The sequence below is a fragment of the Brevibacillus porteri genome, from assembly GCF_003013475.1.
In the GTDB taxonomy this organism is placed as follows: domain Bacteria; phylum Bacillota; class Bacilli; order Brevibacillales; family Brevibacillaceae; genus Brevibacillus; species Brevibacillus porteri.
Genome location: NZ_PXZO01000027.1, coordinates 83134 through 108076, shown reverse-complemented (window position 1 = coordinate 108076; position 24943 = coordinate 83134). Strand labels below are relative to the sequence as shown.

Genomic DNA, 24943 nt, shown 5'->3' with positions numbered 1-24943 from the left:
ACTTTTTGAACAAATATCCATACTAGAGGCAAAGGAGTAATTTTCCATGAGTAGAACGCGCACGGTTGCGCTTCCTAAAGATTTGTACCAGCGGGCCTTTGTCGAGTCTTTCAAAAAACTGGACCCGCGTGTGATGATGAAAAATCCTGTTATGTTCGTGGTAGAGATCGGATTCTTCATTACGCTCCTCCTGACGTTTGCACCCAATTTGTTTGGGGGGGCTTCGGACCCGTTTTTCAACGGCGTTGTCAGCTTTATCCTGTTCGTGACGATTTTGTTCGCCAACTTCGCAGAAGCCTTGGCAGAAGGTCGTGGCAAAGCACAGGCAGAGAGCTTGAAAAAAACGAAGCAGGACACGCAAGCAAAAAAAGTGGGGAAAGATGGTCGCATTCAAGTCGTCAGTTCCACAGAACTGCGAAAAGGCGATCTGGTCATAGTGGAAGCAGGCGAGCTGATTCCATCCGACGGGGAAATCGTCGAGGGTGTCGCCTCTGTGGACGAATCAGCGATTACGGGTGAATCTGCTCCGGTCATTAAAGAAGCAGGTGGCGATTTTAGCTCCGTCACGGGAGGCACACGTGTCGTCAGTGACCGCATCCGCGTCCGCGTGACGACGGATCCAGGCGAATCGTTTTTGGATCGCATGATTTCGTTGGTAGAGGGCGCGAAGAGACAGAAGACCCCGAATGAAATCGCGTTGAATACGCTGTTGGTCAGCTTGACGTTGATTTTCCTGATCGTCTGCACGACCTTGCAACCTATTGCGAACTATGTGAATGCAGCCATTCCAGTTGCGACACTGATTGCTTTGCTCGTTTGCTTGATTCCGACCACGATTGGCGGACTCTTGTCAGCGATTGGGATTGCGGGTATGGACCGGGTCACACAGTTTAACGTCATCGCCATGTCTGGTAAAGCCGTAGAGGCATCCGGTGACATCAACACCATTATCTTGGATAAAACGGGAACGATCACGCATGGTAACCGGATGGCTGCCGAGTTTGTCACCGTAGGCAACAGCAAAAGCATGGAATTGAACCGAGTAGCTGCACAGAGCTCGGTCCATGACGAAACACCGGAAGGACGCTCTGTTGTAGAGCTGGCGAAAAAACAAGGTCTGGCATCTGCTGAACTGAAATTGCCTGGTTCCGAAGGCGTGGAGTTCCGCGCGGAAACAAGAATGAGCGGGACGAATCTGGCAAGCGGCGTCCTCATCCGCAAAGGGGCCGTCGACGCCATCAAAAAATACGTGGTAGAGCAAGGAGGCAACATCCCTGCTGACTTGGATGAAAAAGCAAACCGGATTGCAACGGCGGGCGGCACACCGTTGGCTGTAGCAGAAGGAAATACGATCCTCGGTTTGATCTATTTGAAAGATACTGTGAAGCCGGGCATGCGCGAACGTTTTGAAGAGCTGCGCCGCATGGGTATCCGCACAGTGATGTGCACGGGAGATAACCCGCTGACAGCAGCGACGATTGCCCGCGAAGCAGGTGTGGACGATTTCGTAGCGGAAGCCAAGCCGGAAGATAAGATTGCACTGATCCGCAAAGAACAAGCGGCAGGCAAACTGGTCGCCATGACAGGTGACGGTACGAATGACGCGCCAGCTCTCGCACAAGCCGATGTCGGTTTGGCGATGAACACGGGTACGGTAGCGGCGAAGGAAGCAGCGAACATGGTCGATCTGGATTCGGACCCGACTAAGATCATCGAGGTTGTGGCGATTGGCAAGCAGCTTTTGATGACACGCGGTGCATTGACGACGTTCAGTATCGCCAATGACGTAGCGAAATACTTCGCGATCATTCCTGCGATGTTCATGCTGGCGATCCCACAAATGAGTGCGCTCAACATCATGGGTCTGGCAACACCGCAAAGTGCGATTCTGTCCGCGTTGATCTTCAATGCGATCATCATCCCGATCCTGATTCCGCTGGCGATGAAAGGCGTGAAATACACGCCAATGAGCGCGACAAAGTTGCTTAGCCGCAACCTGGTAATCTATGGCTTGGGAGGAATTCTCGTTCCGTTCGTGGGCATCAAGCTGATTGACTTGATTTTGGTCGGATTGAATCTGGTGTAACTCATATTGAAAAAAAGAAAGCTCAGGTGAACCGATATGATATTGAAAAATTTGCGTCTCAGCCTCGTTTTGCTGCTGATTTGCGGCATTGCCTACCCGCTGGCGATGACAGGGGTTGCACAGGTTATCATGCCTGCGCAAGCAAGTGGTAGTCTCATCACCGATGCGAGCGGCAAGGTGGTCGGCTCCGAGCTGATTGGGCAAACCTTCACCGATCCGAAGTACTTCTGGGGACGCATTTCTTCTATTGATAACAATGCGTCAGGCTCTGGCTCGAACAACTACGCACCATCCAACCCAGCCCTGATCGAACGTACGCAAAAGGATATCGCCGCATTTCTAGCAGCGAATCCTGGCGTGAAGCAGGAAGACATCCCGGCTGATTTGTTGACCAATTCCGCTTCCGGTTTGGACCCGCATATCTCGCCAAAAGCTGCCCAGATACAAGTAGCGCGTGTAGCCAAGGCGCGCAATCTCGAACCGGTACAACTACAGGCACTGATTGAAGCCAATACAGACGGAAGAAGCTTGGGTGTTTTTGGGGAGCCGCGTGTCAATGTGGTGAAGCTAAATTTGGCCTTGGACGAATTGAAGAAGTAAAGATAGAAGGAGGGCTGCGAGATGGTAGAGCAGTTTCGGCGAAAGTCCCCGGAGGAAATCTTGCAGTCCATCTCCAGAATGCACCGGGGCAGGCTGAAAATCATTCTGGGGGCAGTCAGTGGTTCAGGGAAAACCTATCACTTGCTAATGGAAGGGCAGACGCTTAAGAAAAAAGGGATTGATGTGGTTGTAGCTGGCTCAGGTGAGGCCACTCATCCCAAGCTGGCGCAAAAGCGGGAGGGCTTGGAACAAATCCAGCCAATCATCTGGTATTCTCTCGGGGAAGCGAGACATGATCTGGACGTTGCAACCATTATCGAACGAGATCCGGAAGTCGTGCTCGTAGACGGTTTGGCTCATCGCAATCGTCCAGATGCCCCGCGACCAACCAGCTTGGACGATGTTCAGTATTTGCTGAACCACAATATTAGTGTGATAGCGACGGTAAACATTTACGAATTGGCCGGGATGAAAGAAATGGCAGAGCGACTGACGAAGGCAGAGGTACGGATCGACCAGTGTGTCCCGGAAGATACGCTTGCCATGGCAGACGAGGTGAAGCTGCTCGATGTTACGCCAGAAGCCATCCTGAAACGGCTGCAAGAAGACGATCGCAACCCGACTCGAACCAAGCATCCGTTGTTTCGCAGAGACAATCTGCATATGCTGCGGGAACTCGCGCTGCGTTTTGTTGCTACGGGCGTAAACGAGGATTTGGAGGATTATCGGGAGAAGCACGGCATGGTGGGGGCTTCAGGAGCCACAGAGAAGGTGCTGGTTTCTGCCCAGTATCATTGGAACGGCTCGATATTGGTTCGGCGCGGACAACAGGTTGCCAAGAGACTCGGCGGAGAGCTCTTGGTCGTCTGTTTTCTCCCTTTATCTAAGAAGTTGACGAAGGAAGAAGCGACTTTTAAGAGATCCATCGGAAAGCTCGTGGACAAAGTCGGAGGTACCTTTGAAGAGCAGATGCTTGCACGTGAAAAAGACGTAGCAAACGAGCTCGTCGCTTATGCGATGGAGAATAATGTGACCCGAATCGTCATGGGGCAGTCCAAGCGTACGCGCTGGGAAGAGATATGGTATGGCTCCATCGTTCATAAGATTCTTCGGCAAACGAAAAATATCGATATCTTGATCGTGGCAGATCGTTCTGAGCGGGACGGTGAGCGCGTCATGCCGACCAAGCGAGAACAAGCGGTAACGGCCAATCCGTACCGCCGCCTCTCCGATGAGGAGATGCAGGAGGAAATCGGGAAAATCAAGCGTGGGACGCTAAAAGTATATGTAGGAGCCGCACCTGGTGTCGGTAAGACGTACACAATGCTGAGAGAAGGAAACGAGCTCGCCGAAAATGGCATTGACGTGGTGATTGGGCTTTTGGAAACGCATGGACGAAAAGAAACCATTGAGCAGGTAGGGGGACTTCCTCTTATCCCGCGCAAGCGCATTCCATACAAAAACGTGACGCTCGAAGAAATGGACACGGACGAAATTATTCGGCGAAATCCGGAGGTCGTATTGGTAGATGAGCTGGCACATACGAATGTGCCGGGGAGTGCCTATGAGAAGCGATATCACGATGTCGAGAAGATTTTGGCTGCGGGTATTTCCGTCATATCCACGATGAATATTCAGCACCTCGAGAGCTTGAACGACAGCGTCGAGCAAATCACGGGAATCCGCGTGCGAGAGACGGTGCCGGACCATATTCTGCATCAGGCAGATGAGGTAGAGCTGATTGATATTTCACCGAAAGCACTACGTCAGCGGATGCGAGAGGGCAATATTTACGCGTTGGAAAAGGTGGAGCAGTCGCTGACCAACTTTTTCAAAACAGGGAATTTGATCGCATTAAGAGAACTGGCCTTGCGTGAAGTTGCTGACGATGTCGATGAACGCTTGGAGGCGTGGGAGCGACGAACGTTGCGCGGGCCTTGGCGGCAGCAGGAAGTCATTTTTGTCTGTGTGAATTTGCGCGCAGACAGTGAACGATTGATTCGCCGAGGGTTCCGCATTGCGTATCGGTTGAAGGCGTCCTGGCATGTCGCTTACGTGCAGGATCATCCGTCGCTGACAGAAGAGGAAGAGACACAGCTGGCGAAGCTGAAGGCACTAACAGAGCGGCTCGGAGGTCGTTTCGAACGATACGAAGCTCCTTCCCGACGCAAGGTTTTCACCAAGCTGGTTTGGCATATGAACGAAAAAGGAACGACACAGGTCGTCATCGGGCAGTCGGCGCGAACTCGCTGGAAGGAAATTCTCGAGGGTTCGGTCATCCAGCGATTATTGCGGGAGGTCCGACACATGGATGTGCTGGTCGTGGCCGATCACGCACCCGATATGATGTGAGGGAGGTTAATGATGGGCACAGAAAAAGAAGGGCAATGGGACCAAAGCGTGGCAGACGCCTATAGCCGTTTGGAGTGCCTGATACTAGAGCCAACTACGGAGGCAGATTTGTTTTCCAGGCTGATACGGGTCTACCTGGAGGAAGAAGAGGTGCGCATACGGCAAAAGCTAAAGCGCAAATCCTCACAGCGAATCTCTCGCGTCATGCATGAGCGGGTGGGTGAGTTTTTGTCTGGGCAATTAGCCGGGCTTTCGTTTCAAGTGATCGATGGTCTGTTGTTTATGAAAAAAGACGAACAACTGGTAGGAGCACTCAAATGCATCCCTGATCTCGGCAGCTACGATACGCCGTCTTGGAATGCGACACTTGCCCGTTTTGCCAAACAGTATCAGAAGCGATTCAAGCTGGCGCCAGAGAAGCTGTTGTTCGTTGTCTGCTCGCTCGCAAAAAGCTTGGATGCAGCCCATGCCAAGGCGTTGACTGGAATTGACGTGTGGTGTGGCGCGGCACTAACCACTCCAGCCTATCGGGATGCGTTGCAAGTGTATGTCAACAAATATGTAGAAGTCATGGACGCACTCCCGCAACCTGTAAACCAAGTGTATTTCTTAAGTGCAGATGTCCATCCGAATGCGCTTGCTTGCCAATTGCTACGCGGGGAAAAAGCATCCATGCCAGATCGTTGGTTACAGCCGTCTGTCAGTGATCTCATCCAATTATTGCAAACGAAGCTGTGATATACTTTTAGGGATGTTCATACGATGAATTTCCTTGGGAGGGACTGTTTATAAACGTAAAAGTGGCTGGTATCCCGCATTTCACAGGAGCATATGTCTCTGGTACAGAATTAGCTCCGGACGCGCTTCGTACAGCAGGATTGATCGAGCAGTTGCAGCAGCATGGCTTGGATGTGCAGGATGTAGGTAATCTGCATCTTCCCGATGATTTGCCGCGCCATAATATTCCACCGGTTCGTAATTGGCCGGCTCCTCGTATGCTTTGGGATGTGCTGCAAAAGGACGCGCAAGAGTGGCTCAATACAGACGACTTTGTCTTGATGCTCGGCGGCGATTGCAGTTTGGTCGTTGCAACGGCGCAGGCTCATCGGGCTATTCATCAAGAGAAAGCGTATCTGCTGGTGCTTGACGGTCATCTGGATGCAGTAGTGCCATCGGCTTCCCGCTGTATTGGGGCAGCAGGGATGGGATTGTGGTTTTTACTTAAGGATCGCGGACAATGGATCGAACCAAGCGGCTGGGATGCAGAGCGAATCCGCCTGGTCGGCTGTCAGCAGATGCCTGCGGAGACGTTTGGCGTAGAGATCATGACCTTGTCCCAGCTCACAGAAGGAAGCATAGAGGAGCGAGTCTCTCATATGCTCCAATCGATCCCGCCGGATGCGAAAATCCTCGTTCATTTCGACGTAGATATCATGCACAAAGACGCGATGGCAGCTGCCTATTCGCCAAGTGAGATGGGGTTGTCGCTGTCCGAAGCAGAGGCATTACTGGAAACTGTCTTGCGAGATGCGCGCGTGACAAGTATGGAAGTGACGGAATTCTCAGGGGCAAGGGATACCACTGGCGAGTATGCAAGGAAACTGGTAGAGTTGCTCGCTCAGGCACTAGCTGCACGTGCGTAAAGCCCTCCCATCTATGAAATCAATTCGATAGAAAGTGAGCTCGGTAATCCTGATTCGTTCAGGCTGTCGGGCTCTTTTTTTGCGTGCTCCTCGTGAACCGAACGATTGTTTCTCGTGAATATAAAGTGAATCTAGGAAAACAAGGAGTGGAGCAGTTATGAAAAAGATGGCGTTATGTGTGGCAGCATTGGCAGTCGTTGTATCAACGGGAATCCTCGTGTCCCCGGTGTTTTTCACAAGTAGTCCGGCAGTAATGGTGAATGCAGCACCGTCTGTGAATACTAGCTTGTTTGTCTCGCAAAAGGCTGGAGATCCTGGAATTTTGCAAGCCGTTCAAAAAGGATTTGCCCAGCGGCTTGATCTGAAAGTGACCGATCAAGGCTTTACCTTGGAAGCAAAAGAGGTTCTGGCAGACCCGCTTCGCATCAGTATCATCGCCGGGGTAAAAGACAAAGACGGCAAGGCAACAGATGTGTATTGGGATAATTTCCACGCCCCCACCCATGAATATCAAGAAATCACGATCAAGGATAAAGCGGGCAAGGTTTTACATAGCTCATCCCCCAATCAAGTGTCGTGGAAAACAAACCAGATAGGCGATTATATCCTGTTTGAACACGAGCTCAGAAGCTATTTTGACGATGGGAACAAGCTGCCGGACGAGCTGGTCGTAGAGTTCCACATGAAAAAGATGGGCAGTACCAAAGGCAACTGGCAGCTGTCAGTACCCGTGAACTTGAAAAAAGCAAAAGCTGCGACGAAAACAGTGGCTGTCAATCAGTCCTATACCTCTCCCCAAGGATTTCAGTTTGATTTGCGAGAGATTACCTTTGCACCTAGTGGAACAGAAGTGGTGATTGATTCGAATAACAAGGACTTCAGCTATCAGCTTGTCAATGAAAAGGGAGTCGTCCTTGGCGCATGGGACTCTGCAGTCGCTATCCATGATGAGAGCGTTCAGAAAAACGTAATCAATACGATGAAATGGCGCGAGTATGCTCCAGTGGAAAAAGGGCTGCGACAATTTCATTACTTCCACGACCTGAAAGAATCGAATGGTCTAACCTTTAAGCTGCATGCTGTTTATACAGAGGAAGAGCCAGGATTCAGCGTAAAACTGGACCCTGCCAGTGTGGGAGCAAAACCAGTTACAGCAGAAAAGAATGGGACTCGCTTCACGTTTCACAAGGTATCTAATGGAAGCAGAGAGGATCGCCACAACATCGAGTTTGAGGGGACGCTAGCGGAAGGAGTTGTGGGAATCTTCCCGTTTGATACATGGTACGTGACGGACGAAAAGGGCAAAGAGTACAGTGCGGTATACCATGTCGAGGAATCCGCCAATCAAAATGGACGGATGAAAGTAAGCGGGAATTTGGAAATCGAGGAGATGAAATCCTTGCCGAAGCAAATGACGATCACCTTTGACAGTATGTTGAAGGAGCATCGCGATGTGAGCTTTGCGGTACCTTTTTTGACAGGAAAATAAAATTTTCCAAAATAACGAGAAAGGATTTTCCAGCCCGTGCGTATTAGTTGTGAATCAACCAAAACGGAAGCTGCGCAGCATTCCCCAAAGGCTGGTCGGTTATAGATGGAGGAGTAGTAGAAATGCCGGACGATCGGGAATTGATCGAGCAAATCCTGGCTGGCAATCATCAGCTGTACAGTCAGATTATCGACAGGTACAAGGGCAAGATCGTTACATACTTGTACAAAATGATCGGTAACATGCCTGACGCACAGGATTTGGCTCAAGACGTGTTTACCAAAACCTTTTACCTATTGAAAGACTATCGGCCTGAGCACAAGTTTTCTTCATGGCTGTATCGAATCGCGAGCAATCATTGTCTCGATGAAATAAGAAGACGCAAAAGGACGGAGCAGACCGCTATCGTAGAGGAACAGATCGTTGATCCAGAGACACCAGAAACCGCCCTGTTAAAAAAGGAGCGGGACGCCCAGCTGGAGCGCAGTATCATGCTGCTGGATGAGGAGTATCGCGAGGTGTTCGTCCTGCATTACTTGAAGCGTCTGTCGTATCGGGAAATCAGCGAGCGACTGTCTCTTACGGAGAGTGCTGTTCAAATGCGCTTGTTCCGTGCTCGTAAAGAGATGAAGAAGAGCCTGACGAAAACGATGGGAGGGGGAGATGTTTATGACATGCTTCATGTTTAATCAATGGAAGCTCTATGAAAATGGCGAGATCTCCCCTTCCGAAAGCAAAGGATTAGAGCAGCACGCAGAACAATGCCCACAATGCCAAAGAAAGCTGCAAGAGTGGATAGATCACATGCTGGAAGAGGAATTTTCCGCCTATCCGGAGGTTCCTGTACCCGATACGTTTACGGATGAGGTCATGAGTAAACTGTTCGAAACAGTTCCCGTACGCACTGCACGGAAGCACTCCTCCCGAACCAGAAGACAAAGGGGCTGGGATATTGTGAAGAAGACAGGACTGGTAGTAGCAGGACTTACGGCGTTAGTAGTGACAGGAACGGTTGTATCACCGACGTTTGCGAATTATGTGAACAGCTTGTTCCAGATTGAAAAGGATGCGGATAGCGGCATGAAAAATGCCGTCCATAAAGGGCTTGTCCAAAAGCTGGAGCAAAAGGTAACGGATCAAGGAATTACTTTCGAAGCAAAAGAACTGATGGCTGACTCCATGAGGATTGCATTTATCTTTGATATGTACGACCAGAATGGCAAGCAGATAGAAGACCACTCTATGAAGCTTCAGTTAATTGATTCGAAGGGAAAAGATTGGTTGGCGGAGGATGGAAGAGAGGAGTCTGGGAGAAATCATGGGCAGTTTTTCATCACTGAGGTGAGCTTGAACGATATTTTCGAATCGGCGGAGGCTACTCCTGACCAACTAACCTTGAAAATCGTACCAACAGACATCGAAGGCAAGACAGGGAAGTGGGACTTGGAAATTCCGGTCGATATGAAGAAAGCGAAAGAAGCGACCAAAACGGTTGCGTTCAAAGACGCCGTGTATCAATCACCACAAGGGCTTGAGCTTAAACTGAAACAAATCGAATTTTCCCCAAGTGCGACACGGGTTATGCTGGATTCAACGGTTCCAAAATCAGCTTACGTAGAGTTTGAACGGGCAGTGCTCATGTATGATAAGGATCATCCGGGAGGAGTCCACATCACAAACAAAAAAGTCGAACCTACTTTATCAGGAGGTGATATCGCGTACGAAATTACCAACGAGAAAGGTGAGGTCGTGGCAGCTCGGGATATGTTTGTATTAGATGAAGGAATTGCGAAAAAGAAAAATGTTCTTTACGTCTCTGGACTGTCCAGTAAACAAGAAGGCGATATCATGAAGTGGTGGCATACATTTGGCCCGCTACAGGGTGAACAAAAGTTAAAGTTTCAGCTCCAAAAAGTTTATGAGAACAAACTGGCTTCTCCCAAATTCGACCTTATTCCAGAAGACTTAAACAAGAAGGCAGCGACTTTCAAGGATGAGACAGGCAGTTCGTTTACATTTTCCTCTTTTTCGTGGACACCTGCTAGCGGGGAGGAAAAAGGTAAGGCTGTGATAACTGTAGAGGGTATACTAGGAAAAGATATGGTCTCCATCAAATATTGGTATGTAAAGGATGAAAATGGGAAGGTTTACTATGCGACATTGAGACCAGAAAGCACTAGAGATAAAGAAGGACGCGTACTGGTCAAAGGCGAGCTGGTCATTCCGAAATTGGAGCAAGCACCGAAAAAGCTCACAATTTCCTATCCTGAATATACGGTGGAGCACGACGTGAATTGGGAAGTACCGTTTGAAATCAAATAGTTCGAATGAGAGAAGAGGCTGAAAAAGGCCTCTTCTTTTCGCGTTTAATCAAAAGATTTTTGGTAATTTAAAGAATTTATTCAAAAAAGAGAAAGGATTTTCCAGCCAATCCGTATTAGCTTATGATTCAACCAAAACGGAAGCTGCGCAGCATTCCCCGCTGGCTTGATCTGTGATAGATGGAGGAGTAGCAAAATGCCGGACGATCAGGAACTAATCGAGCAAATCCTGGCTGGCGATCATGAGCAGTACAGACAAATTGTCGACAGATACAAGGGCAAGATTGTTGGCTATTTGTACAGGATGATCGGCAACATGCAAGACGCACAGGATTTGGCTCAAGACGTGTTTATCAAAACCTTTTATCGTTTGCACGACTATCGGCCTGAGTACAGGTTTTCTTCATGGCTGTATCGAATTGCGAGCAATCAATGTTTCGATGAAATGAGAAAACGCAAACGGACAGAGCAGGTAGAAATCGATGGGGAGCAGCTAATTGACCGAGACACGCCTGAGACGACTTTGTTGAAAAAGGAACGGGACGCCGAGCTGGAACGCAGCATCATGCTGCTGGATGAGGAGTATCGCGAGGTGTTCGTCCTGTTTTACCTACAGCGGCTGTCGTATCGGGAAATCAGCGAGCGACTGTCCCTATCGGAGAACTCCGTTCAAATGCGTCTATTCCGTGCCCGCAAAAAGATGAAGGACAGCCTTACGAAAACGATGGGAGGGGGAGCTATTTATGAAATGCTTCATGTTTAATCAATTGAAGCTATACGTGAACGATGAGCTGGCCCCTGCCGAGAGCAAGGGAGTGGAGCAGCATGTGGAAAATTGCCTACAATGCCAGAAGCACCTGCAAGAGTGGGTAGAAGGCATACAAGAAGAGGATTTTTCCGACATCCCGGAAGCTTCTGTACCCGATATGTTTACAGACGAGGTCATGGATAAGCTGACTAATGCAGTTCCTCTACGTTCTACGCAAAAGCACTCCTCGCGAATCAGAAGACAAAGGGGTTGGGATATTGTGAAGAAGACAGGATTGGTAGTAGCAGGACTTACCGCGTTGGTGGTGACAGGAACGGCCGTTTCACCGACGTTTGCGAATTATGTGAATAGCTTGTTCCAGATTGAGAAGGATTCGGATAGCGGTATGAAAAACGCAGTCCATAAAGGCCTTGTCCAAAAGCTGGAGCAAAAAGTAACCGATCAAGGTATTACGGTTGAAGCAAAAGAGCTGTTGGCTGACTCGATGAGGATCGCAGTCATTTATGATGTATACGACGAGAGCGGCAAGAAGATTGAAGATCATATTTTGAATGCGAAGCTGATTGATCAGAACGGAAAAGATTGGTTCGAGGATGATGGAGGAGATAATTCGGGAGGTCATGGAGAGTTTTTCATTACAGAGCGATTTTTGAACCAAATCTTTGAATCACATGAGGCGATTCCCGACCAACTGACCTTACATTTCGAACAGACAGAAATCGCAGGTAAGAAAGGAAAATGGTCATTGGAAATTCCGATTGATATGAAAAAAGCCAAGGAAGCGACGAAAAAGGTTGCCTTCAAGGATACAGCTTTTCAATCGCCACAAGGGCTCGGGATTGAGCTGAAAAATATCGAATTTTCCCCGAGTGCGACACGGGTCATGCTGGATACTACTTTCCCAAAATCAGCTTATCTGGAGGTTGAACGAACGTCGATCCTGTACGATCAGAAAAATCCGCGAGGCGCCATTATCACAGAAAAAGAGCGCGAACCAGCTTTTTCGGGAGAGAATATGATGTACGAAATCACCAATGAAAAAGGGGAAGTGGTAGCAGCTTGGGATATGAAATCATTGGATGATGGGCTTGATAACAAGGAGAATGTTCTATGGACGCCAAGAACAGAAGAAGAACCCGAAGAAAAAGCAGAGGGCGATGTCTTGAATTGGTGGCATACATTTGGCCCGATACAGGGAGAACAAAAATTAAAGCTTGAGCTCAAGAAAATTTATGAGAAAAAACTGGCTTCACCTACATTCGATTTGGTTCCAACAGAGCTAGACAAGAAAGCTGCGACTTTCAAGGATGAGACAGGCAGTACCTTTACGTTCTCTTCTTTTGCATGGGAGCCAGGTAAAGGCGAAGATCTAGGAGAGGCTGTAATGACCATAGAGGGTACATTAGGAAAAGGCATAGTCGAGAACCACTCTTGGTCTGTAAAGGATGAAAATGGGAACGATTACTATGCGTCAGTGAATACTGAAAGCATCAGAGACAAGGACGGACGGGTACAGATCAAAGGCAAGATCACCATTCCACGCTTGAAGCAAGAACCGAAAAAGCTCTCGGTATCCTATGCTTCCTATATGGTGGAGCATGACGTGAAGTGGGAAGTACCTTTTGAAATCAAATAGTGCAAAGAAAAAGAAGAGGCCGACAATGGCCTCTTCTTTTTCATCACAGGAGCTGGTTTTTATGATTTGTGTACGTAAGGCCCCAACTGCTGACGAGTAAAGGTATAACGCGAATTTTCGTCCTTCAGCCACATATTGCCCTTCACAATGAGAATGTACACCGCAACGATGAAGTAGACCGTACCGATGATCCAGTCTGAAGTGGTTACCATGCCAGTGGAGATGATGTGCCGGATATACCATACCCCGATCGGGATGTGGAAGAAGATCACGGCGAACAAGCCCGGATTGTAGAGCGTTTTCGCTTTTAGATTCGCAAAAACGCCATGCCAGATAAACTGGAAGAAGCCCATGAGAATCGGTGCCAAGCCGAGCCAGACGACCGTCGGGAAGAAGAGGGGAACTAGATAAAAGATATAGGCAATGACGAGGTTGATGATCATCGCAGACTGTGGATTCAGCGGGTATCGTTCTGGATGGCTACTTTTAAAAATCAAACCATTAAACAGTCCGGCAAAATATCCCGGCCAACGGTACTCTTCATACTGATGCACAAGGATGGCAATGAAGCTTAGCCACAACAGCCTCTCAATAGCAGGAATGGTACCCCATTGAATCATCAAGTACAGACCAGCGCCAACTGCCACTAACAGACCGAGATCAGACCAATATTTTCGCAAAAAGCCCATCTGTCTCTCCCCCTATTTCCTAATTTTCATGAAAATAGCGTGCGAATAACAAATCAATCTGTTGTTCTACGGAAGCGACCTCGATGCCAGCGCCAGTAGACAATATCGACTTGAGCAAGGCTGGCAGAAAAATCGCTCCAAACAGCTGCATGATCATCATCATGAGAACTTCATGATTTTCTTCGTGGGTCATTTCCTTCAAAACTCCCTCAATCTTCACAAACCCGATGCTTTTTAGAAATTGGCCGTACTCATATTGCGAGGTAAATACAGCGCCACCAAGTGAGAAGATTCGCGAAACCAGCTCAGGATATTGCTGGATGATCTGCACATAGCTCATGAAAAACTGCTTGAGTCGTTCTTGGGGAAGCAGAGATGTGTTTGCCAAGATATCAAATGTGGCTGTAAAGCTTCCTAAAAATGCACTGAGGGCTTCATTAATGAGCTTATCCTTGGAACCGAAATAGTAGTTAACCAAAGCTACGTTAGTACCAGAATCGGCTGCGATTTTCCGCACCGTCACACTCTCGAAGCCCTCCATCTTGATCAAATCCAGTGTCGACTGCAAAATTTTCGCTTTCGTTTCGTTGTTTTTATCTACCTGTGACATGACCAACCTCCTTTTTATTGAAAGCAAAACGTTTGTGTTAAACAAATTTTTAAACGTTGTTTAATTCAATGGTAGCACTTTCCAACTGAGAAGACAATGATTTCTTGGCACATCAGCGGAGCTTTTCGCGTATACCTAATAGGCAATGGGAAAGAGGTGACCACATATGAGCGGATGGCTCGCACTCCTGCTCGTTTCCCTGGCCATCAGCATGGACAGTGTCAGTGTAGGATTGACGTATGGTTTACGGAACATGAGAATGCCCTTTTTGTCGCTCGTCGTCGTTTCCGGTTGTTCGTTTGCTGTTGTATATGGTGTCATGCTTGTAGGCTCATCCCTCACCGAATGGTTAACCCCCGAGATCGGCAAGTATATTGGTGCCGCGGTCTTGATCCTCATGGGTTTGTTTACACTGTGGCGGCTCATTGCGACACGGTCGGGGACAGAGGCTCAGGAGTCTACTGCTGCGAGCAGCGGTGCCGTTGTAGCCGCAGAAAAACAGGAAGAGCAGGAACCCATCGTATTATTGTCGCAGTTCCGCATTTTTGGTGTCATGATTCAGATTTTAAAAGACCCCTCCAAAGCCGACGCTGACCGCTCTGGGCATATTATGGGCTGGGAGGCCGTCATGTTGGGGCTTGCCCTGTCTTTGGATGCTTTCGGGGCAGGTATCAGCCTTACGTTTTTGGGATACTCGCCACTGCTCGTCGCTCTCTGTATCGCGGTGATGAGTGCCTTGCTTCTTGTGGTAGGAATTGCCCTCGGCAGGCGCGCAGGAAAAGCCAGCTGGTTAACGCGACTCACCTGGCTGCCGCCGATTTTGTTGATTTGCATTGGTGTAGCCAAAAGCTTGAAATAACCGACAAACCAATCACAGACCCGTCCAGATAAATGGACGGGTTGTTTTATTTTCTAGCTCGTCTGCATACACATGAAAAGGAGTGAGATGTGGATGGAGGAGATGTAGGTGGATACACAGCCAATTCGAAAATGGTACACGCTGGCGGCGGCCGACGTGACCGAAGCCCTTCATAGTGATGCTGCGCAAGGGTTGACTCAGCAGGAGGCGGAGCGGCGACTGGCTAAACAAGGTGCCAACCAGTTGGCTGAACAAAAGCGAAAGCCTCTCTACTCGGTCTTTGTTGATCAGTTCAAGGATTTTATGGTACTCATCCTGTTCATCGCAACACTGATCTCATACTTCCTCGGAGAGTACCTGGATGCGATTGCGATTATCGCGATCATCCTCATTAATGGTATCCTCGGTTTTATTCAGGAGGCCAAGGCTGAGCGATCCTTGCAAGCGCTGAAGGAGCTGGCATCCCCAATGGCGCGCGTCATCCGGGGCGGGCACATTTCCATGATACCGGCTTCGCGGCTGGTACCTGGTGATCTGGTGCAATTGGAGGCCGGGGATCGTGTTCCCGCAGATTTGCGTTTGCTTTCGGCCAATCGGCTAGAGGTGGAGGAGTCTGCGTTGACAGGGGAGTCTGTCCCCGTCGGTAAAAACGTGAAAAGACTGGAGACAGCCCAGGCATCTACTGTACCGCTTGGCGACCAAAAAAATCTCGCGTTCATGGGCACGATGGTGACCGGAGGAACAGGGAGCGGCCTCGTTGTAGCGACAGGGATGAGCACGGAAATCGGGAAAATCGCGCACTTGATGAATACAGCGGAAGAAGCAGAAACTCCTTTGCAGCTGCGATTGGAGCAAATGGGCAAAATTCTCGTGGTCGTTGCACTGCTGTTGACCATTGTGGTCATCGCTGCTGGTGTCTGGCATGGTCATGAGCTATTTACGATGTTCCTCGCCGGGGTGAGTCTCGCAGTGGCGGCGATTCCGGAAGGCTTGCCGGCAATTGTGACTGTCGCGCTAGCGCTTGGCGTCCAGCGTATGATCCGGCGCAATGCGATCGTACGCAAGCTCCCATCAGTCGAGACATTGGGCTGCGCCTCTGTCATTTGCTCTGATAAAACAGGCACCCTGACTCAAAATAAAATGACCGTTACGCAAGTGTGGCACAGCGATTCCACGTATGAAGTGAGCGGTAGCGGCTACGCACCAGAGGGAGCCTTTCACTATCTAGGGAAGATGGTATCTCCCGCCCGTGACGGAGCGCTCTCGCAAATGATCCGAATCGCAGACCGATGCAACAACGCTCGATTGACATGCGAGGAGCAAAGCACGCGCAATTTGCTTGGAATGGGCAAGACGTCACGCTTTTGGCAAGTCGTAGGCGACCCGACAGAAGGTGCTCTCAAGGTGCTTTCTGCGAAGGCATTGGGCGGCAATACAGAGCGTAGCAACCAGAAGAATCAGGGACAGCGTGTGGAGGAGCTCCCCTTTGATTCTGACCGCAAAATGATGTCGGTTGTCGAAAAGGGGACGGACGGTGTGTATTCCCTGCTAACCAAAGGCGCAGCGGAGGCATTGCTGGCGAGATCGACACACGTTTTGTGGAAGGGAGAGCTCATTCCACTCTCCGCGACGCTTCGCCACCAAGTACTGGAGCAAACGGAAAGGATGGCAGGCAAAGCGCTGCGTGTACTGGGCTTCGCGTATAAGACACTGCAAGGCTATCGCCCGGGACAGCCGATCGGCACCCTGGAAAACAATCTCGTCTTTGTCGGATTGGCCGGGATGATCGATCCACCACGTGAAGAGGTGCGTCCGGCGATCAATCTGTGCCATCAAGCAGGAATCAAGACGGTCATGATTACAGGCGACCACAAGGTAACAGCAGAGGCAATCGCCCGGCAGATTGGCTTGATGCGTGGCTACGGAGAGGTGCTGGAGGGACGTGAACTGGACAACATGTCAGATGAGCAGCTCGCAGAGTATGCGGAGCGAGTGACTGTCTATGCCCGTGTATCCCCTGAGCACAAGCTGCGGATCGTCCGTGCCCTGCAAAGCCAAGGCCATGTTGTTGCCATGACCGGAGATGGTGTCAATGATGCTCCTGCGATCAAGACCTCCGACATTGGGATCGCGATGGGGATTACTGGTACAGATGTGACGAAGGAAGCGGCCGACCTCGTGCTCCGCGACGATAACTTCGCCACGATTGTCGCCGCCGTCGAGGAAGGGCGTAACATCTATGACAACATTCGAAAATTCATCCGTTATTTGCTGGCGTCCAACGTAGGCGAAATTCTCGTCATGTTTTTTGCAATGCTCCTCGGACTTCCTTTACCTTTGGTGCCGATCCAGATCTTGTGGGTCAATCTCGTGACAGATGGTTTACCGGCCATGGCGCTGGGCGTCGATCAGGCGGAGAAAGATACGATGTATCAGAAGCCGCGCAACAAGGCAGAGAACATATTCAGCCGGGGGTTGGGCTGGAAAATTGTTAGCCGTGGTTTCCTCATCGGGGCCATGACGCTCTTGGCGTTCTGGCTGACTCTCAAAGAGAATCCGAATGACTTGGTGCATGCCCAAACTGTTGCTTTCGTCACATTGGTTATGGCGCAGCTGATTCACGTTTTCGATTGCCGGAGTCAATACAGCGTTTTTCACCGCAATGTATTTGAAAACAAATATCTCGTCTGGGCCGTACTTTCTTCGATCGTGCTTGTGATCGGTGTCGTATACATGGAGACACTCCAGCCGATCTTCAAAACAACGGATCTGAATCTGCGGGATTGGGCATTAATTTTAGTCGCGGCGGGAGTTCCTACGTTTGTCGCGGGAATCGGTGGGGTGCTTACCAGCGGCAGACAGCGCACAAGCAAAGAGAAACGTCCAGCTATGCGTACGGTTCGTCCTGACTAACCGAGCCGCCAAAGGGGAGAGGGAGCCATTGTGCGCTTGAGAAGGGGAGGATGGAAAAGACGTAGAAGGAAAATTTTCGCTGGGATCCTGCTGATCATGGTGCTATTGATCGTTTTGTTTATCGTTGTGGAACGCAGGGTAGAGCCGACGTTGATGTTGATTGCCCAGGCCAAGGCAGAGCAGGTCGCCAAGCTCGCTATTACTGATGCAGTCACCAAACGCATGTCCCAGCAGGGTCTCGACGTCAACGAAGTTGTCATTATGGAGAAAGACGAGAATGGCAGCATCAAAGCGGTGAATTTTAATTTCAAAGAGTACTCCCGGATTGTGGGAGAAACGACAGCCCGTATTCAAAATCGCTTGAAGGAATTCGAGCAGGAGCACGTCCGTACAACCATACCACTAGGCTTGGCTACCAAAAACGTCTTTCTGGAGCACTTTGGGCCTGATATTCCGGTGTCGTTCGTTCCGATTGGAGCCGTCAAAACGAAGCTGGAAACAGGCCTGAAGCAAGCCGGGATCAACATGGTGCTGGTGACTGTCTACATTCACGTCGAGGTCGATTTGCGGGTCATTATCCCGTTTGCGACCAAGCAACAGACAGTCACCACACAAATCCCGGTCTCCGAAGCCCTGATCGTCGGCAAGGTACCGACTTATTTGTACGATAACCCGTCAGGCAAGCCCGATGTGCCGATGCCACGAAACAACCAAATCCCAAGCCAGCCGTGATGTTTTTCGCTTATACGCGAACGATTTACACATCTATGAAAAATTTATTGAAACGTTTCTGAAATGGTGCCGTCCAATGAATAGAGACACAAAAAAACAAGCAAGAACATTGGAGGCGTAAACAACATGAAAACAATCCGTACAGGCATGATGACAATCGCGGCACTGGCCGTTTTGGGAACTAGCGTGGTATCTGCAACCTCCGAACCAGTAAAAGAACTTTCCGTTAACATTAACGGTCAAGCAATCGCACAAGATGCGATCTTCGATAAAGGTCAACAAACCGTACTGGTTCCACTTCGTCCCGTTGCTGAAGCTCTTGGCTTCAAAGTAAGCTGGAACGACAAGGAAAAAGCAGCAGAAGTGCAAAGAGGCGCGATCACCAGCTACGCAAAAGAAGGAGAGGATCGCTATCCTTTCGCAAAAATGTACAAAACATTGGGAGCGGAGCCGCGTGTACTGAATGGCAGTACATATGTACCAGTTAAATTCGTAGACGAAATCCTGCAAGCAGAAGTGAATGTAACCGATGATGCAGTGACTGTAGTGGAAGACGAAATCGCTCCTATGCGTACAGGTACCATTACTAACATCAGCAAATCCGACAAAGGCTACTCGGTTACACTGAACATTTACGAGTCTGGCATCATCCTGCACCTGACGGAAGATACGAAAATCACGGATGAAGCTGGTAAAGTACTGAAGCCAGAAGACTTGAAGCTGGGTATGGCTGTAGATGCTACTACCGAAAAATTCATGGCGATGAGCATGCCGCCACAAACGAGTGTGCTCAGCATCACGGTAAAAGGCGGACTGGAGACTCAGGACATCCTGGCAACAGCGGGAAAAGTAGCGAGCATCTCTGCTGATAAAGATGGCAACTACAAAATGCTCGTAGAAGGTCGCGGTATTACCGAAACCTCCCAAGAAAAAATCAACCTGAACATTACCGAGAAAACGGTTATCATCAATGCGCGAGACAACAAAGTACTCTCGCCTGCAGATCTGAAAGAAGATATGCAAGTAGTTGCCTTTTACGGCCCAATGATGACAAAGAGCCTGCCGCCTATCGGCACTGCTGAAAAAATCGTAGTAGAGTAAGAGAAAGAACGGGATGGCATTTGCTATCCCGTTTTTTGCGTTCATGACTAGATCGGGTATTTCATACAGATGACGCGACCGAGTTTTTCCGTCTCTCTTTCCTCGTAGACAACAAAACCGTATCTCTCGTAAAAAGGTACGACCCGGCTATTCTTCTCCAAAACGGCCAGATGCAGAGAGGTGTAGCCGTTTTCCCGGTACCAGGCGATTAACGTATCCAGGAATTCTTTAGCGTAACCATGGTTTTGGTAAGCATTGTGCAGCATGATGAGACCTAGCCAAGGGTGGCCATCTCGCGGATTACGCAAAATGAACTGGGCGATCCCGATGATCTCTGTACCGTGTACTTCTCTTATCGAAAAGCTGTAGGAGTCCGCAAACGCCAGATTATCTTGATGGTCATCTGCTACTGTCTGTAAAGTGACGACCCGTTGTCCAAAGGCAAACTCCATATAATCGGGGTTTGAATTGTACACCGTCAGTAGCTCGGGGAAATCGTATTCCGTGACGGGTTGAAACACCAATCGAGCGCTATGGGCTGGGAAGGGAGTAGTGCTTGGCATGTCAAAAGCTCCTTTCAATATGTTTTATGTTCATCTAATTAGATGATATTCTAATTTAATAAAATGTCAATTCGAATGATGATAAGGGAATTCCCTGATACACTTTCTTTTATGGAAACTTTACAATAACGATAGAATGATTGTCTCAAAAGGAGGAGCGCATGGGTGCGTCGAGTGAAGTGCTCTCCCTGATGCAGTCCATCTTTGCCAACGCTAGCGATGCGATCCTGGTAATTGATCATGAGGGACGAATCGTAAAGGCCAATGCTGCGTTGGAGCAGATGACGGGCTGGACAGAAGAAGAGCTGATTCGAGATAAACATATTTGCGAGCTGTGTCTCGGAATGGCAACGTGTATGGAAGAAACGAGCTGCACGGATTGCTTTTTTAAGCGCGTGCAAATGCCTTCATTCGAGATGAGGCTTCGAACGAAATCGGGTGTGGATTACCCTGTCGCTGCCAGCTCTGCGAGACTAGAGGATGAATCGCAGGGGAAGCTGGTCATGATTTTGCGTGATATGTCTGCGCAACAGCGAGTGGAAAAAGAGCGCTACCAGTACAAGCTGACGAATTTTGCAATCCAAGCACAAGAAGAAGAACGAAAGCGCATCGCCCGGGAGCTGCATGATGGCGTAGGGCAGGCGCTTTATAGTATTTTAGTGGGACTAAACGTAGTCAGACAACGAGAATTGAGCGAGCCGGTTATGCAGCATGTCACGGAATTGGTGAATATGACTTCCAAGGCGATGGAGGAAGTGAAGCGCATGGCGCTGGAGCTGCGTCCGTCTGCACTGGATGATCTCGGTTTACTCCCTGCATTACGTTCGTTGATGAAACGGGTGGAAAAGACGTTTCACATCCAGGTGGAGTTGCATGTTCAGGGGGAGAAACGCAGATACTCCGCTGCGATGGAAACAGCGTTATACCGGATTGTACAGGAAGCCATGACTAATACGGCAAAATACGCAAAGGCGAGCCATCTGGGAATCATGTTCGAGAATAGGGAGAAGGAAATTGTCGTCACGATTGTGGATGACGGCGTAGGGTTTGAAGTAGAGAAAACATTGAACATCGGCAAAGGTCTCGGTGTGTTTGGCATGAAGGAGCGTGCCCAGCTGCTTGGTGGTACCGTTGATATTCGCTCCGCACCCGAGGAAGGAACGACGGTGATCGTCCGAATTCCGGTGCCGAAGGAGGGGGTAGGGAATGACCATTCGCGTCTTGATCGCTGATGATCATGCGATTGTACGCTCTGGGCTGGGGATGCTGATCAACGCCCAGGAGGACATGGAAGTCGTCGGTTATGCAGCTGACGGAAAAGAGGCATGTGAAAAAGCATGGGAAGTCCGGCCCGACGTCGTCTTGATGGACTTGAGCATGCCGCCAGGGGAAAACGGCTTGACGGCAACTGCCAGACTGAAGGAAACGGCACCCGACATTCAGGTGCTCGTGCTTACGATGCATGATGACGAGGAATACCTGTTTCGGGTACTCCAAGCAGGTGCTGCTGGCTATATTTTAAAAAGCGCCCCTGACCTCGATTTGATTACGGCGATCCGTTCGGTCAATCAGGGCATGGCCTATTTGTATCCATCTGCAACGAAATCTCTGATCGAGGAATTTCTGCAAATGGTCAAGAACGGTGAGGAGCAGGCCAAGTACGACATCCTGACTGATCGGGAAAAAGAAGTGCTGGTCTTGATTGCCAAGGGCTTTAGTAACAAGGAAATTGCGGAGCAGCTCACTGTTTCCGTCAAGACGGTAGAATCGCATAAAGCGCATATTATGGAAAAGCTCCATCTGCGTACCCGCCCTGATTTGGTGCGGTATGCGATTAAGAAGGGCTGGCTTGATTTTGAATAGATAATTGGTGGAAGATAATAAGACTCGCTAATTTGCGAGTCTTATTTGTTTTCAGCCGTAGCAGAAAGTCTCCATTACGGGGGAGTAGTTCGGAACTTTAGCACTAATCATAAAGATCCTATTTCATAAATTCACTTGAAAGAAGTACACATCAAGAAAGTGATATGTTGTTATTTGCAAAAAAGGATAAATATTCCTTTTTCTGACGTAAGTATCACAGCTTCCTCACATTATGTGCTGACATAAAACATTTAGGACCCTTTTTGCGTCATAACAAACAGAACCTACTATACAAAAGAAGGGTAAGTGGTCATTGAATGAAAAAAAGGTATTTATTGGAGTTTCATTGGCCGTATTAGGTTTCGTAGCTGTGCTTGTAATAAATCAGAGCGGAGCATTGTTTTCTACGATGAATTACAAGGGTGCTTCTAATCCAAGCATTCCTAACTATCCAATAAATGAGCAGGGACAAACTTATGGACAAGGACCTTACCCTGCGGGCACAACACAAGTACCAGATTTAATTAGTGCAACTGGCGAAAATGGTGTCAATGGATATGTAAAAGCCACTGATTTGAATTCAAATGTTTCTACGCCCGAAGAAGCCTATGCTTACCAGAAATCGATGGAAGAACTCGGCTACAAATCAATACCTTTATATAAATCAGATGGCAAAACTGTCATTGGAGAATTTAGGCTGTATTCTTCGAGAAGGGATTAATGTAGCACAACATATAATCCAACACAATATGGTGAGGAGAGCGAAAAGTGAAAAAGCAGATCCGTATAAGATAACGGTAAAAGGAATTAGCTATTCGTTTACATCTGAGGTATGGGAGCGTACTGGGACGCGTGGAGGTGACGATTCAGTGGAAGCCGTTGTCTATATTGATACCGCTCGGAGTGTACCAATCGGTTATATGGGTGGACAAGCATTCTTGTATGATGATAATGGAACTTTGAAAACAGCAAGTAGCATGGAGTATAATGACTCCGAAGTTGCAGGTTGGACTGGGTATTCCCCACGTATAATAACTCCTGGAAGATACTATGCCCAAAGTGACTGGATATAAATCTCCCAAACAAGAACTAATAGGGTCTTCTTTTGCAAAAGAAACTGAAACTTCACCAAGTATAGAGGAATTGCTATCACTGGATGAATACGATGTAAACGACAACGGTGAAACCTACGGTTCTGGATTGTCTGAAGAGTCAGTAGGCGAATTCCCAGATTTGATTTCTGCTGTCGGCACAAATGGGGAAGAAGGATACGTACGAGCAGAGGATTTAACCCCAGTAGTCAAGACAATTCAAGAAGCGCTTGAACAGAATCACGATAAGGGCGATGTTCAAATTATCCCCCTTTATGATGTGAACGGAGAAACTCAAATTGGAGAATTTGAATTGATCTCCAATCATGAGGCAATTGAGGACAAAGAATAAGAGAAGTGCTTCCAATTAAGCTTGTTTTAGTATGACGCAGAAGGGGTAAGATGGTTAATTTCGTCCTATCCCCTTCTGTTTTTCTGTTTCCAAATACATAAGAGGGGAGGGATGAGTAGCAAAGTGAAGACCTTCTCTTTTGCGGTATATTCCCATTACAAGCAAAAAAGAGCAGTATCTTCATGGCTCTTTTTGTTATTCAAGTCTTCCATGTCAACATAAAAACCATATGCTATGAAAAAGCTAAGTAACGATGGCAAAATAAATAGACCAGAGTGTTCCAGCGCTCTGGTCTATCGTACAGTAGACGGGGGATCGACTCAGTAGAATTTAAAACGGGGATGACCGCTCAGGCCTGCTAGCTCAAGAGCGGTCATGATTTTTGTCGAGGCTACAATAAGTCTAAAGACGATCCCAATAAGGGGTCGTCTTTTTTTGTGTCGAACCTGTGACCAAAAACGGTCATAAAACGGTCGAAATCAGGGGTTTCCCAGAACATTTTAGGGGATTTCCCCGAATTACTTCCAAGGGGTTCCAGCGGTAAAATGAAGGCGTGAATACTACACCGCGCCCATGAGGCACGTAGGAAAGGAGAAGAGCGCGATGGAGACGCAAGTTGACAAGGCGGAGAAAGGCAAGAAATCTAAATCCAGCAAGCTGCAAACGAACCAGGAAGACTTGAAGGGAACGTTTGTCGCGGTTCTGATCGTCGGAGGTATTATTCTTGTCGGTTGGTTGGGTGTATTCGGGCTTTTCCTGGATAGGGCGTAATTAGGAAGTAAAGGAGGGTACTTATGCATTTGCATCGATATGAAAAAATCTGGTTGATGCTTGGCGCAGGTGGTTTGGCCTTATTTATTGTATTGTTGTGCGTCAATGCGTTTGCCATGGGGATGGCTCCGCCAAGTAATATGGAAATGATTGATCCGGAGAAGGTTACGGAGACACCTCCTTTTGATAAACCAGGCTTGAAACAGGTAGGAGACAACGAATACGACGCTTACATGACAGCATTTGCGTTCGGCTTCGCTCCGAACAAGATGGAAATACCTGTTGGCGCAACGGTGAATTTCCACGTCACGAGTCCAGACGTTATTCACGGATTCCAGATTCCAGAGACCAACATTAACTTCATGGTTCTGCCTGGACACATCAGCTCGGCGACACACACGTTTGACGAGCCAGGTGAGTATTTGATCCTTTGTAACGAATACTGTGGCGCAGGTCATCAGGTAATGGCGACCACGATTATTGTGAAATAAAGGTAGGTGAAT

Annotated in this window: 23 protein-coding genes; 20 read left to right on the top strand and 3 right to left on the bottom strand. The window is 48.7% G+C overall.

All coding sequences use genetic code 11. The features are described 5' to 3' along the window. Positions 1–46: 46 nt before the first annotated feature. The 10 genes from kdpB (at position 47) to C7R92_RS15570 (ending at position 12896) form a co-directional block, all read left to right on the top strand. Positions 47–2086, top strand: a complete 2040-nt coding sequence (kdpB, locus tag C7R92_RS15615; protein WP_106834890.1) for a potassium-transporting ATPase subunit KdpB — start codon at positions 47–49, stop codon at positions 2084–2086. A 36-nt stretch (positions 2087–2122) separates the two neighbouring features. After that, the gene (gene kdpC, locus C7R92_RS15610; protein ID WP_106834889.1) at positions 2123–2686 is read left to right on the top strand and encodes a potassium-transporting ATPase subunit KdpC; all 564 of its coding nucleotides are present in this window, start codon (positions 2123–2125) and stop codon (positions 2684–2686) included. A gap of 21 nt (positions 2687–2707) precedes the next feature. Beyond that, positions 2708–5038: a universal stress protein gene (locus C7R92_RS15605; protein ID WP_106834888.1), complete on the top strand. Its 2331-nt coding sequence runs from the start codon at positions 2708–2710 to the stop codon at positions 5036–5038. Positions 5039–5050: 12 nt separating this feature from the next. Further along, the gene (locus C7R92_RS15600) at positions 5051–5776 is read left to right on the top strand and encodes a hypothetical protein (RefSeq protein WP_017247184.1); all 726 of its coding nucleotides are present in this window, start codon (positions 5051–5053) and stop codon (positions 5774–5776) included. A 62-nt stretch (positions 5777–5838) separates the two neighbouring features. After that, positions 5839–6681 (top strand): arginase family protein, encoded by an 843-nt coding sequence (locus C7R92_RS15595; RefSeq protein WP_106834887.1) that lies wholly within the window; start codon positions 5839–5841, stop codon positions 6679–6681. Positions 6682–6838: 157 nt separating this feature from the next. Then, positions 6839–8170, top strand: coding sequence for a DUF4179 domain-containing protein (locus tag C7R92_RS15590; RefSeq protein WP_106834886.1), 1332 nt, complete (start codon positions 6839–6841; stop codon positions 8168–8170). Positions 8171–8292: 122 nt separating this feature from the next. Further along, positions 8293–8859 carry an RNA polymerase sigma factor gene (locus tag C7R92_RS15585; RefSeq protein WP_106834885.1) on the top strand — a complete coding sequence of 189 codons (567 nt, stop codon included), beginning with the start codon at positions 8293–8295 and terminating at the stop codon, positions 8857–8859. Further along, entirely contained in the window at positions 8840–10492 is a 1653-nt protein-coding gene (locus C7R92_RS15580) for a DUF4179 domain-containing protein (RefSeq protein ID WP_106834884.1), read from the top strand. Before C7R92_RS15585 ends, C7R92_RS15580 begins: the two co-directional genes overlap by 20 nt. 195 nt (positions 10493–10687) lie before the next feature. Beyond that, a complete protein-coding gene (locus C7R92_RS15575) occupies positions 10688–11254 on the top strand; it encodes an RNA polymerase sigma factor (RefSeq protein WP_106834883.1) in 567 nt (188 codons plus the stop codon). Then, positions 11235–12896, top strand: coding sequence for a DUF4179 domain-containing protein (locus C7R92_RS15570; protein WP_106834882.1), 1662 nt, complete (start codon positions 11235–11237; stop codon positions 12894–12896). Before C7R92_RS15575 ends, C7R92_RS15570 begins: the two co-directional genes overlap by 20 nt. Positions 12897–12955: 59 nt before the next feature. Here C7R92_RS15570 and C7R92_RS15565 read toward each other — a convergent pair whose 3' ends face one another. Further along, positions 12956–13585, bottom strand: coding sequence for an HXXEE domain-containing protein (locus C7R92_RS15565; protein ID WP_106834881.1), 630 nt, complete (start codon positions 13583–13585; stop codon positions 12956–12958). A gap of 19 nt (positions 13586–13604) precedes the next feature. Further along, entirely contained in the window at positions 13605–14195 is a 591-nt protein-coding gene (locus C7R92_RS15560; protein ID WP_106834880.1) for a TetR/AcrR family transcriptional regulator, read from the bottom strand. 166 nt (positions 14196–14361) lie between these two features. On the opposite strand from C7R92_RS15560, the gene ytaF reads away from it, so the two are divergent. From ytaF to C7R92_RS15540, 4 genes are all read left to right on the top strand, one after another. Continuing rightward, on the top strand, positions 14362–15054 hold the full coding sequence (ytaF, locus tag C7R92_RS15555) for a sporulation membrane protein YtaF (RefSeq protein ID WP_017247193.1): 693 nt from the start codon (positions 14362–14364) through the stop codon (positions 15052–15054). Positions 15055–15162: 108 nt separating this feature from the next. Then, complete coding sequence (locus C7R92_RS15550; protein WP_106834879.1) at positions 15163–17967, top strand: calcium-translocating P-type ATPase, SERCA-type; 2805 nt, start codon at positions 15163–15165, stop codon at positions 17965–17967. Between the two features lie 30 nt (positions 17968–17997). Next, the gene (gene yunB / locus C7R92_RS15545; RefSeq protein WP_106834878.1) at positions 17998–18699 is read left to right on the top strand and encodes a sporulation protein YunB; all 702 of its coding nucleotides are present in this window, start codon (positions 17998–18000) and stop codon (positions 18697–18699) included. A gap of 126 nt (positions 18700–18825) precedes the next feature. After that, positions 18826–19800 carry a copper amine oxidase N-terminal domain-containing protein gene (locus tag C7R92_RS15540; protein WP_017247196.1) on the top strand — a complete coding sequence of 325 codons (975 nt, stop codon included), beginning with the start codon at positions 18826–18828 and terminating at the stop codon, positions 19798–19800. Between the two features lie 47 nt (positions 19801–19847). Here C7R92_RS15540 and C7R92_RS15535 read toward each other — a convergent pair whose 3' ends face one another. Further along, positions 19848–20363, bottom strand: a complete 516-nt coding sequence (locus C7R92_RS15535; RefSeq protein ID WP_106834877.1) for a GNAT family N-acetyltransferase — start codon at positions 20361–20363, stop codon at positions 19848–19850. Between the two features lie 161 nt (positions 20364–20524). Here C7R92_RS15535 and C7R92_RS15530 point away from each other — a divergent pair, with 161 nt between their 5' ends. From C7R92_RS15530 to C7R92_RS15500, 6 genes are all read left to right on the top strand, one after another. Further along, positions 20525–21595 carry a PAS domain-containing sensor histidine kinase gene (locus C7R92_RS15530; protein WP_106834876.1) on the top strand — a complete coding sequence of 357 codons (1071 nt, stop codon included), beginning with the start codon at positions 20525–20527 and terminating at the stop codon, positions 21593–21595. Continuing rightward, positions 21570–22226 carry a response regulator transcription factor gene (locus tag C7R92_RS15525; RefSeq protein WP_069851973.1) on the top strand — a complete coding sequence of 219 codons (657 nt, stop codon included), beginning with the start codon at positions 21570–21572 and terminating at the stop codon, positions 22224–22226. Before C7R92_RS15530 ends, C7R92_RS15525 begins: the two co-directional genes overlap by 26 nt. A 313-nt stretch (positions 22227–22539) precedes the next feature. Beyond that, positions 22540–22947, top strand: a complete 408-nt coding sequence (locus tag C7R92_RS15520) for a hypothetical protein (RefSeq protein WP_106834875.1) — start codon at positions 22540–22542, stop codon at positions 22945–22947. Positions 22948–23276: 329 nt separating this feature from the next. Beyond that, positions 23277–23669 carry a peptidase M56 BlaR1 gene (locus tag C7R92_RS15510; protein ID WP_106834873.1) on the top strand — a complete coding sequence of 131 codons (393 nt, stop codon included), beginning with the start codon at positions 23277–23279 and terminating at the stop codon, positions 23667–23669. 603 nt (positions 23670–24272) lie between these two features. Beyond that, on the top strand, positions 24273–24440 hold the full coding sequence (locus C7R92_RS15505) for a hypothetical protein (protein WP_017247199.1): 168 nt from the start codon (positions 24273–24275) through the stop codon (positions 24438–24440). A 23-nt stretch (positions 24441–24463) separates the two neighbouring features. After that, positions 24464–24931, top strand: a complete 468-nt coding sequence (locus C7R92_RS15500) for a cytochrome c oxidase subunit II (RefSeq protein WP_017247200.1) — start codon at positions 24464–24466, stop codon at positions 24929–24931. Positions 24932–24943: the final 12 nt, after the last annotated feature.

Excerpts from the sequence above, each read along its gene's own strand:
- C7R92_RS15505 (WP_017247199.1), top strand. The coding sequence starts at position 24,273 with ATGGAGACGCAAGTTGACAAGGCGGAGAAAGGCAAGAAATCTAAATCC.
- C7R92_RS15525 (WP_069851973.1), top strand. The coding sequence starts at position 21,570 with ATGACCATTCGCGTCTTGATCGCTGATGATCATGCGATTGTACGCTCT.
- C7R92_RS15605 (WP_106834888.1), top strand. The coding sequence starts at position 2,708 with ATGGTAGAGCAGTTTCGGCGAAAGTCCCCGGAGGAAATCTTGCAGTCC.
- ytaF (WP_017247193.1), top strand. The coding sequence starts at position 14,362 with ATGAGCGGATGGCTCGCACTCCTGCTCGTTTCCCTGGCCATCAGCATG.
- C7R92_RS15560 (WP_106834880.1), bottom strand. The coding sequence starts at position 14,195 with ATGTCACAGGTAGATAAAAACAACGAAACGAAAGCGAAAATTTTGCAG.
- C7R92_RS15590 (WP_106834886.1), top strand. The coding sequence starts at position 6,839 with ATGAAAAAGATGGCGTTATGTGTGGCAGCATTGGCAGTCGTTGTATCA.
- C7R92_RS15575 (WP_106834883.1), top strand. The coding sequence starts at position 10,688 with ATGCCGGACGATCAGGAACTAATCGAGCAAATCCTGGCTGGCGATCAT.
- C7R92_RS15540 (WP_017247196.1), top strand. The coding sequence starts at position 18,826 with ATGAAAACAATCCGTACAGGCATGATGACAATCGCGGCACTGGCCGTT.
- C7R92_RS15565 (WP_106834881.1), bottom strand. The coding sequence starts at position 13,585 with ATGGGCTTTTTGCGAAAATATTGGTCTGATCTCGGTCTGTTAGTGGCA.
- C7R92_RS15530 (WP_106834876.1), top strand. The coding sequence starts at position 20,525 with ATGGGTGCGTCGAGTGAAGTGCTCTCCCTGATGCAGTCCATCTTTGCC.
- kdpC (WP_106834889.1), top strand. The coding sequence starts at position 2,123 with ATGATATTGAAAAATTTGCGTCTCAGCCTCGTTTTGCTGCTGATTTGC.
- C7R92_RS15510 (WP_106834873.1), top strand. The coding sequence starts at position 23,277 with ATGCCCAAAGTGACTGGATATAAATCTCCCAAACAAGAACTAATAGGG.
- C7R92_RS15600 (WP_017247184.1), top strand. The coding sequence starts at position 5,051 with ATGGGCACAGAAAAAGAAGGGCAATGGGACCAAAGCGTGGCAGACGCC.
- C7R92_RS15535 (WP_106834877.1), bottom strand. The coding sequence starts at position 20,363 with ATGCCAAGCACTACTCCCTTCCCAGCCCATAGCGCTCGATTGGTGTTT.
- C7R92_RS15500 (WP_017247200.1), top strand. The coding sequence starts at position 24,464 with ATGCATTTGCATCGATATGAAAAAATCTGGTTGATGCTTGGCGCAGGT.
- C7R92_RS15585 (WP_106834885.1), top strand. The coding sequence starts at position 8,293 with ATGCCGGACGATCGGGAATTGATCGAGCAAATCCTGGCTGGCAATCAT.
- C7R92_RS15580 (WP_106834884.1), top strand. The coding sequence starts at position 8,840 with ATGACATGCTTCATGTTTAATCAATGGAAGCTCTATGAAAATGGCGAG.
- C7R92_RS15570 (WP_106834882.1), top strand. The coding sequence starts at position 11,235 with ATGAAATGCTTCATGTTTAATCAATTGAAGCTATACGTGAACGATGAG.
- kdpB (WP_106834890.1), top strand. The coding sequence starts at position 47 with ATGAGTAGAACGCGCACGGTTGCGCTTCCTAAAGATTTGTACCAGCGG.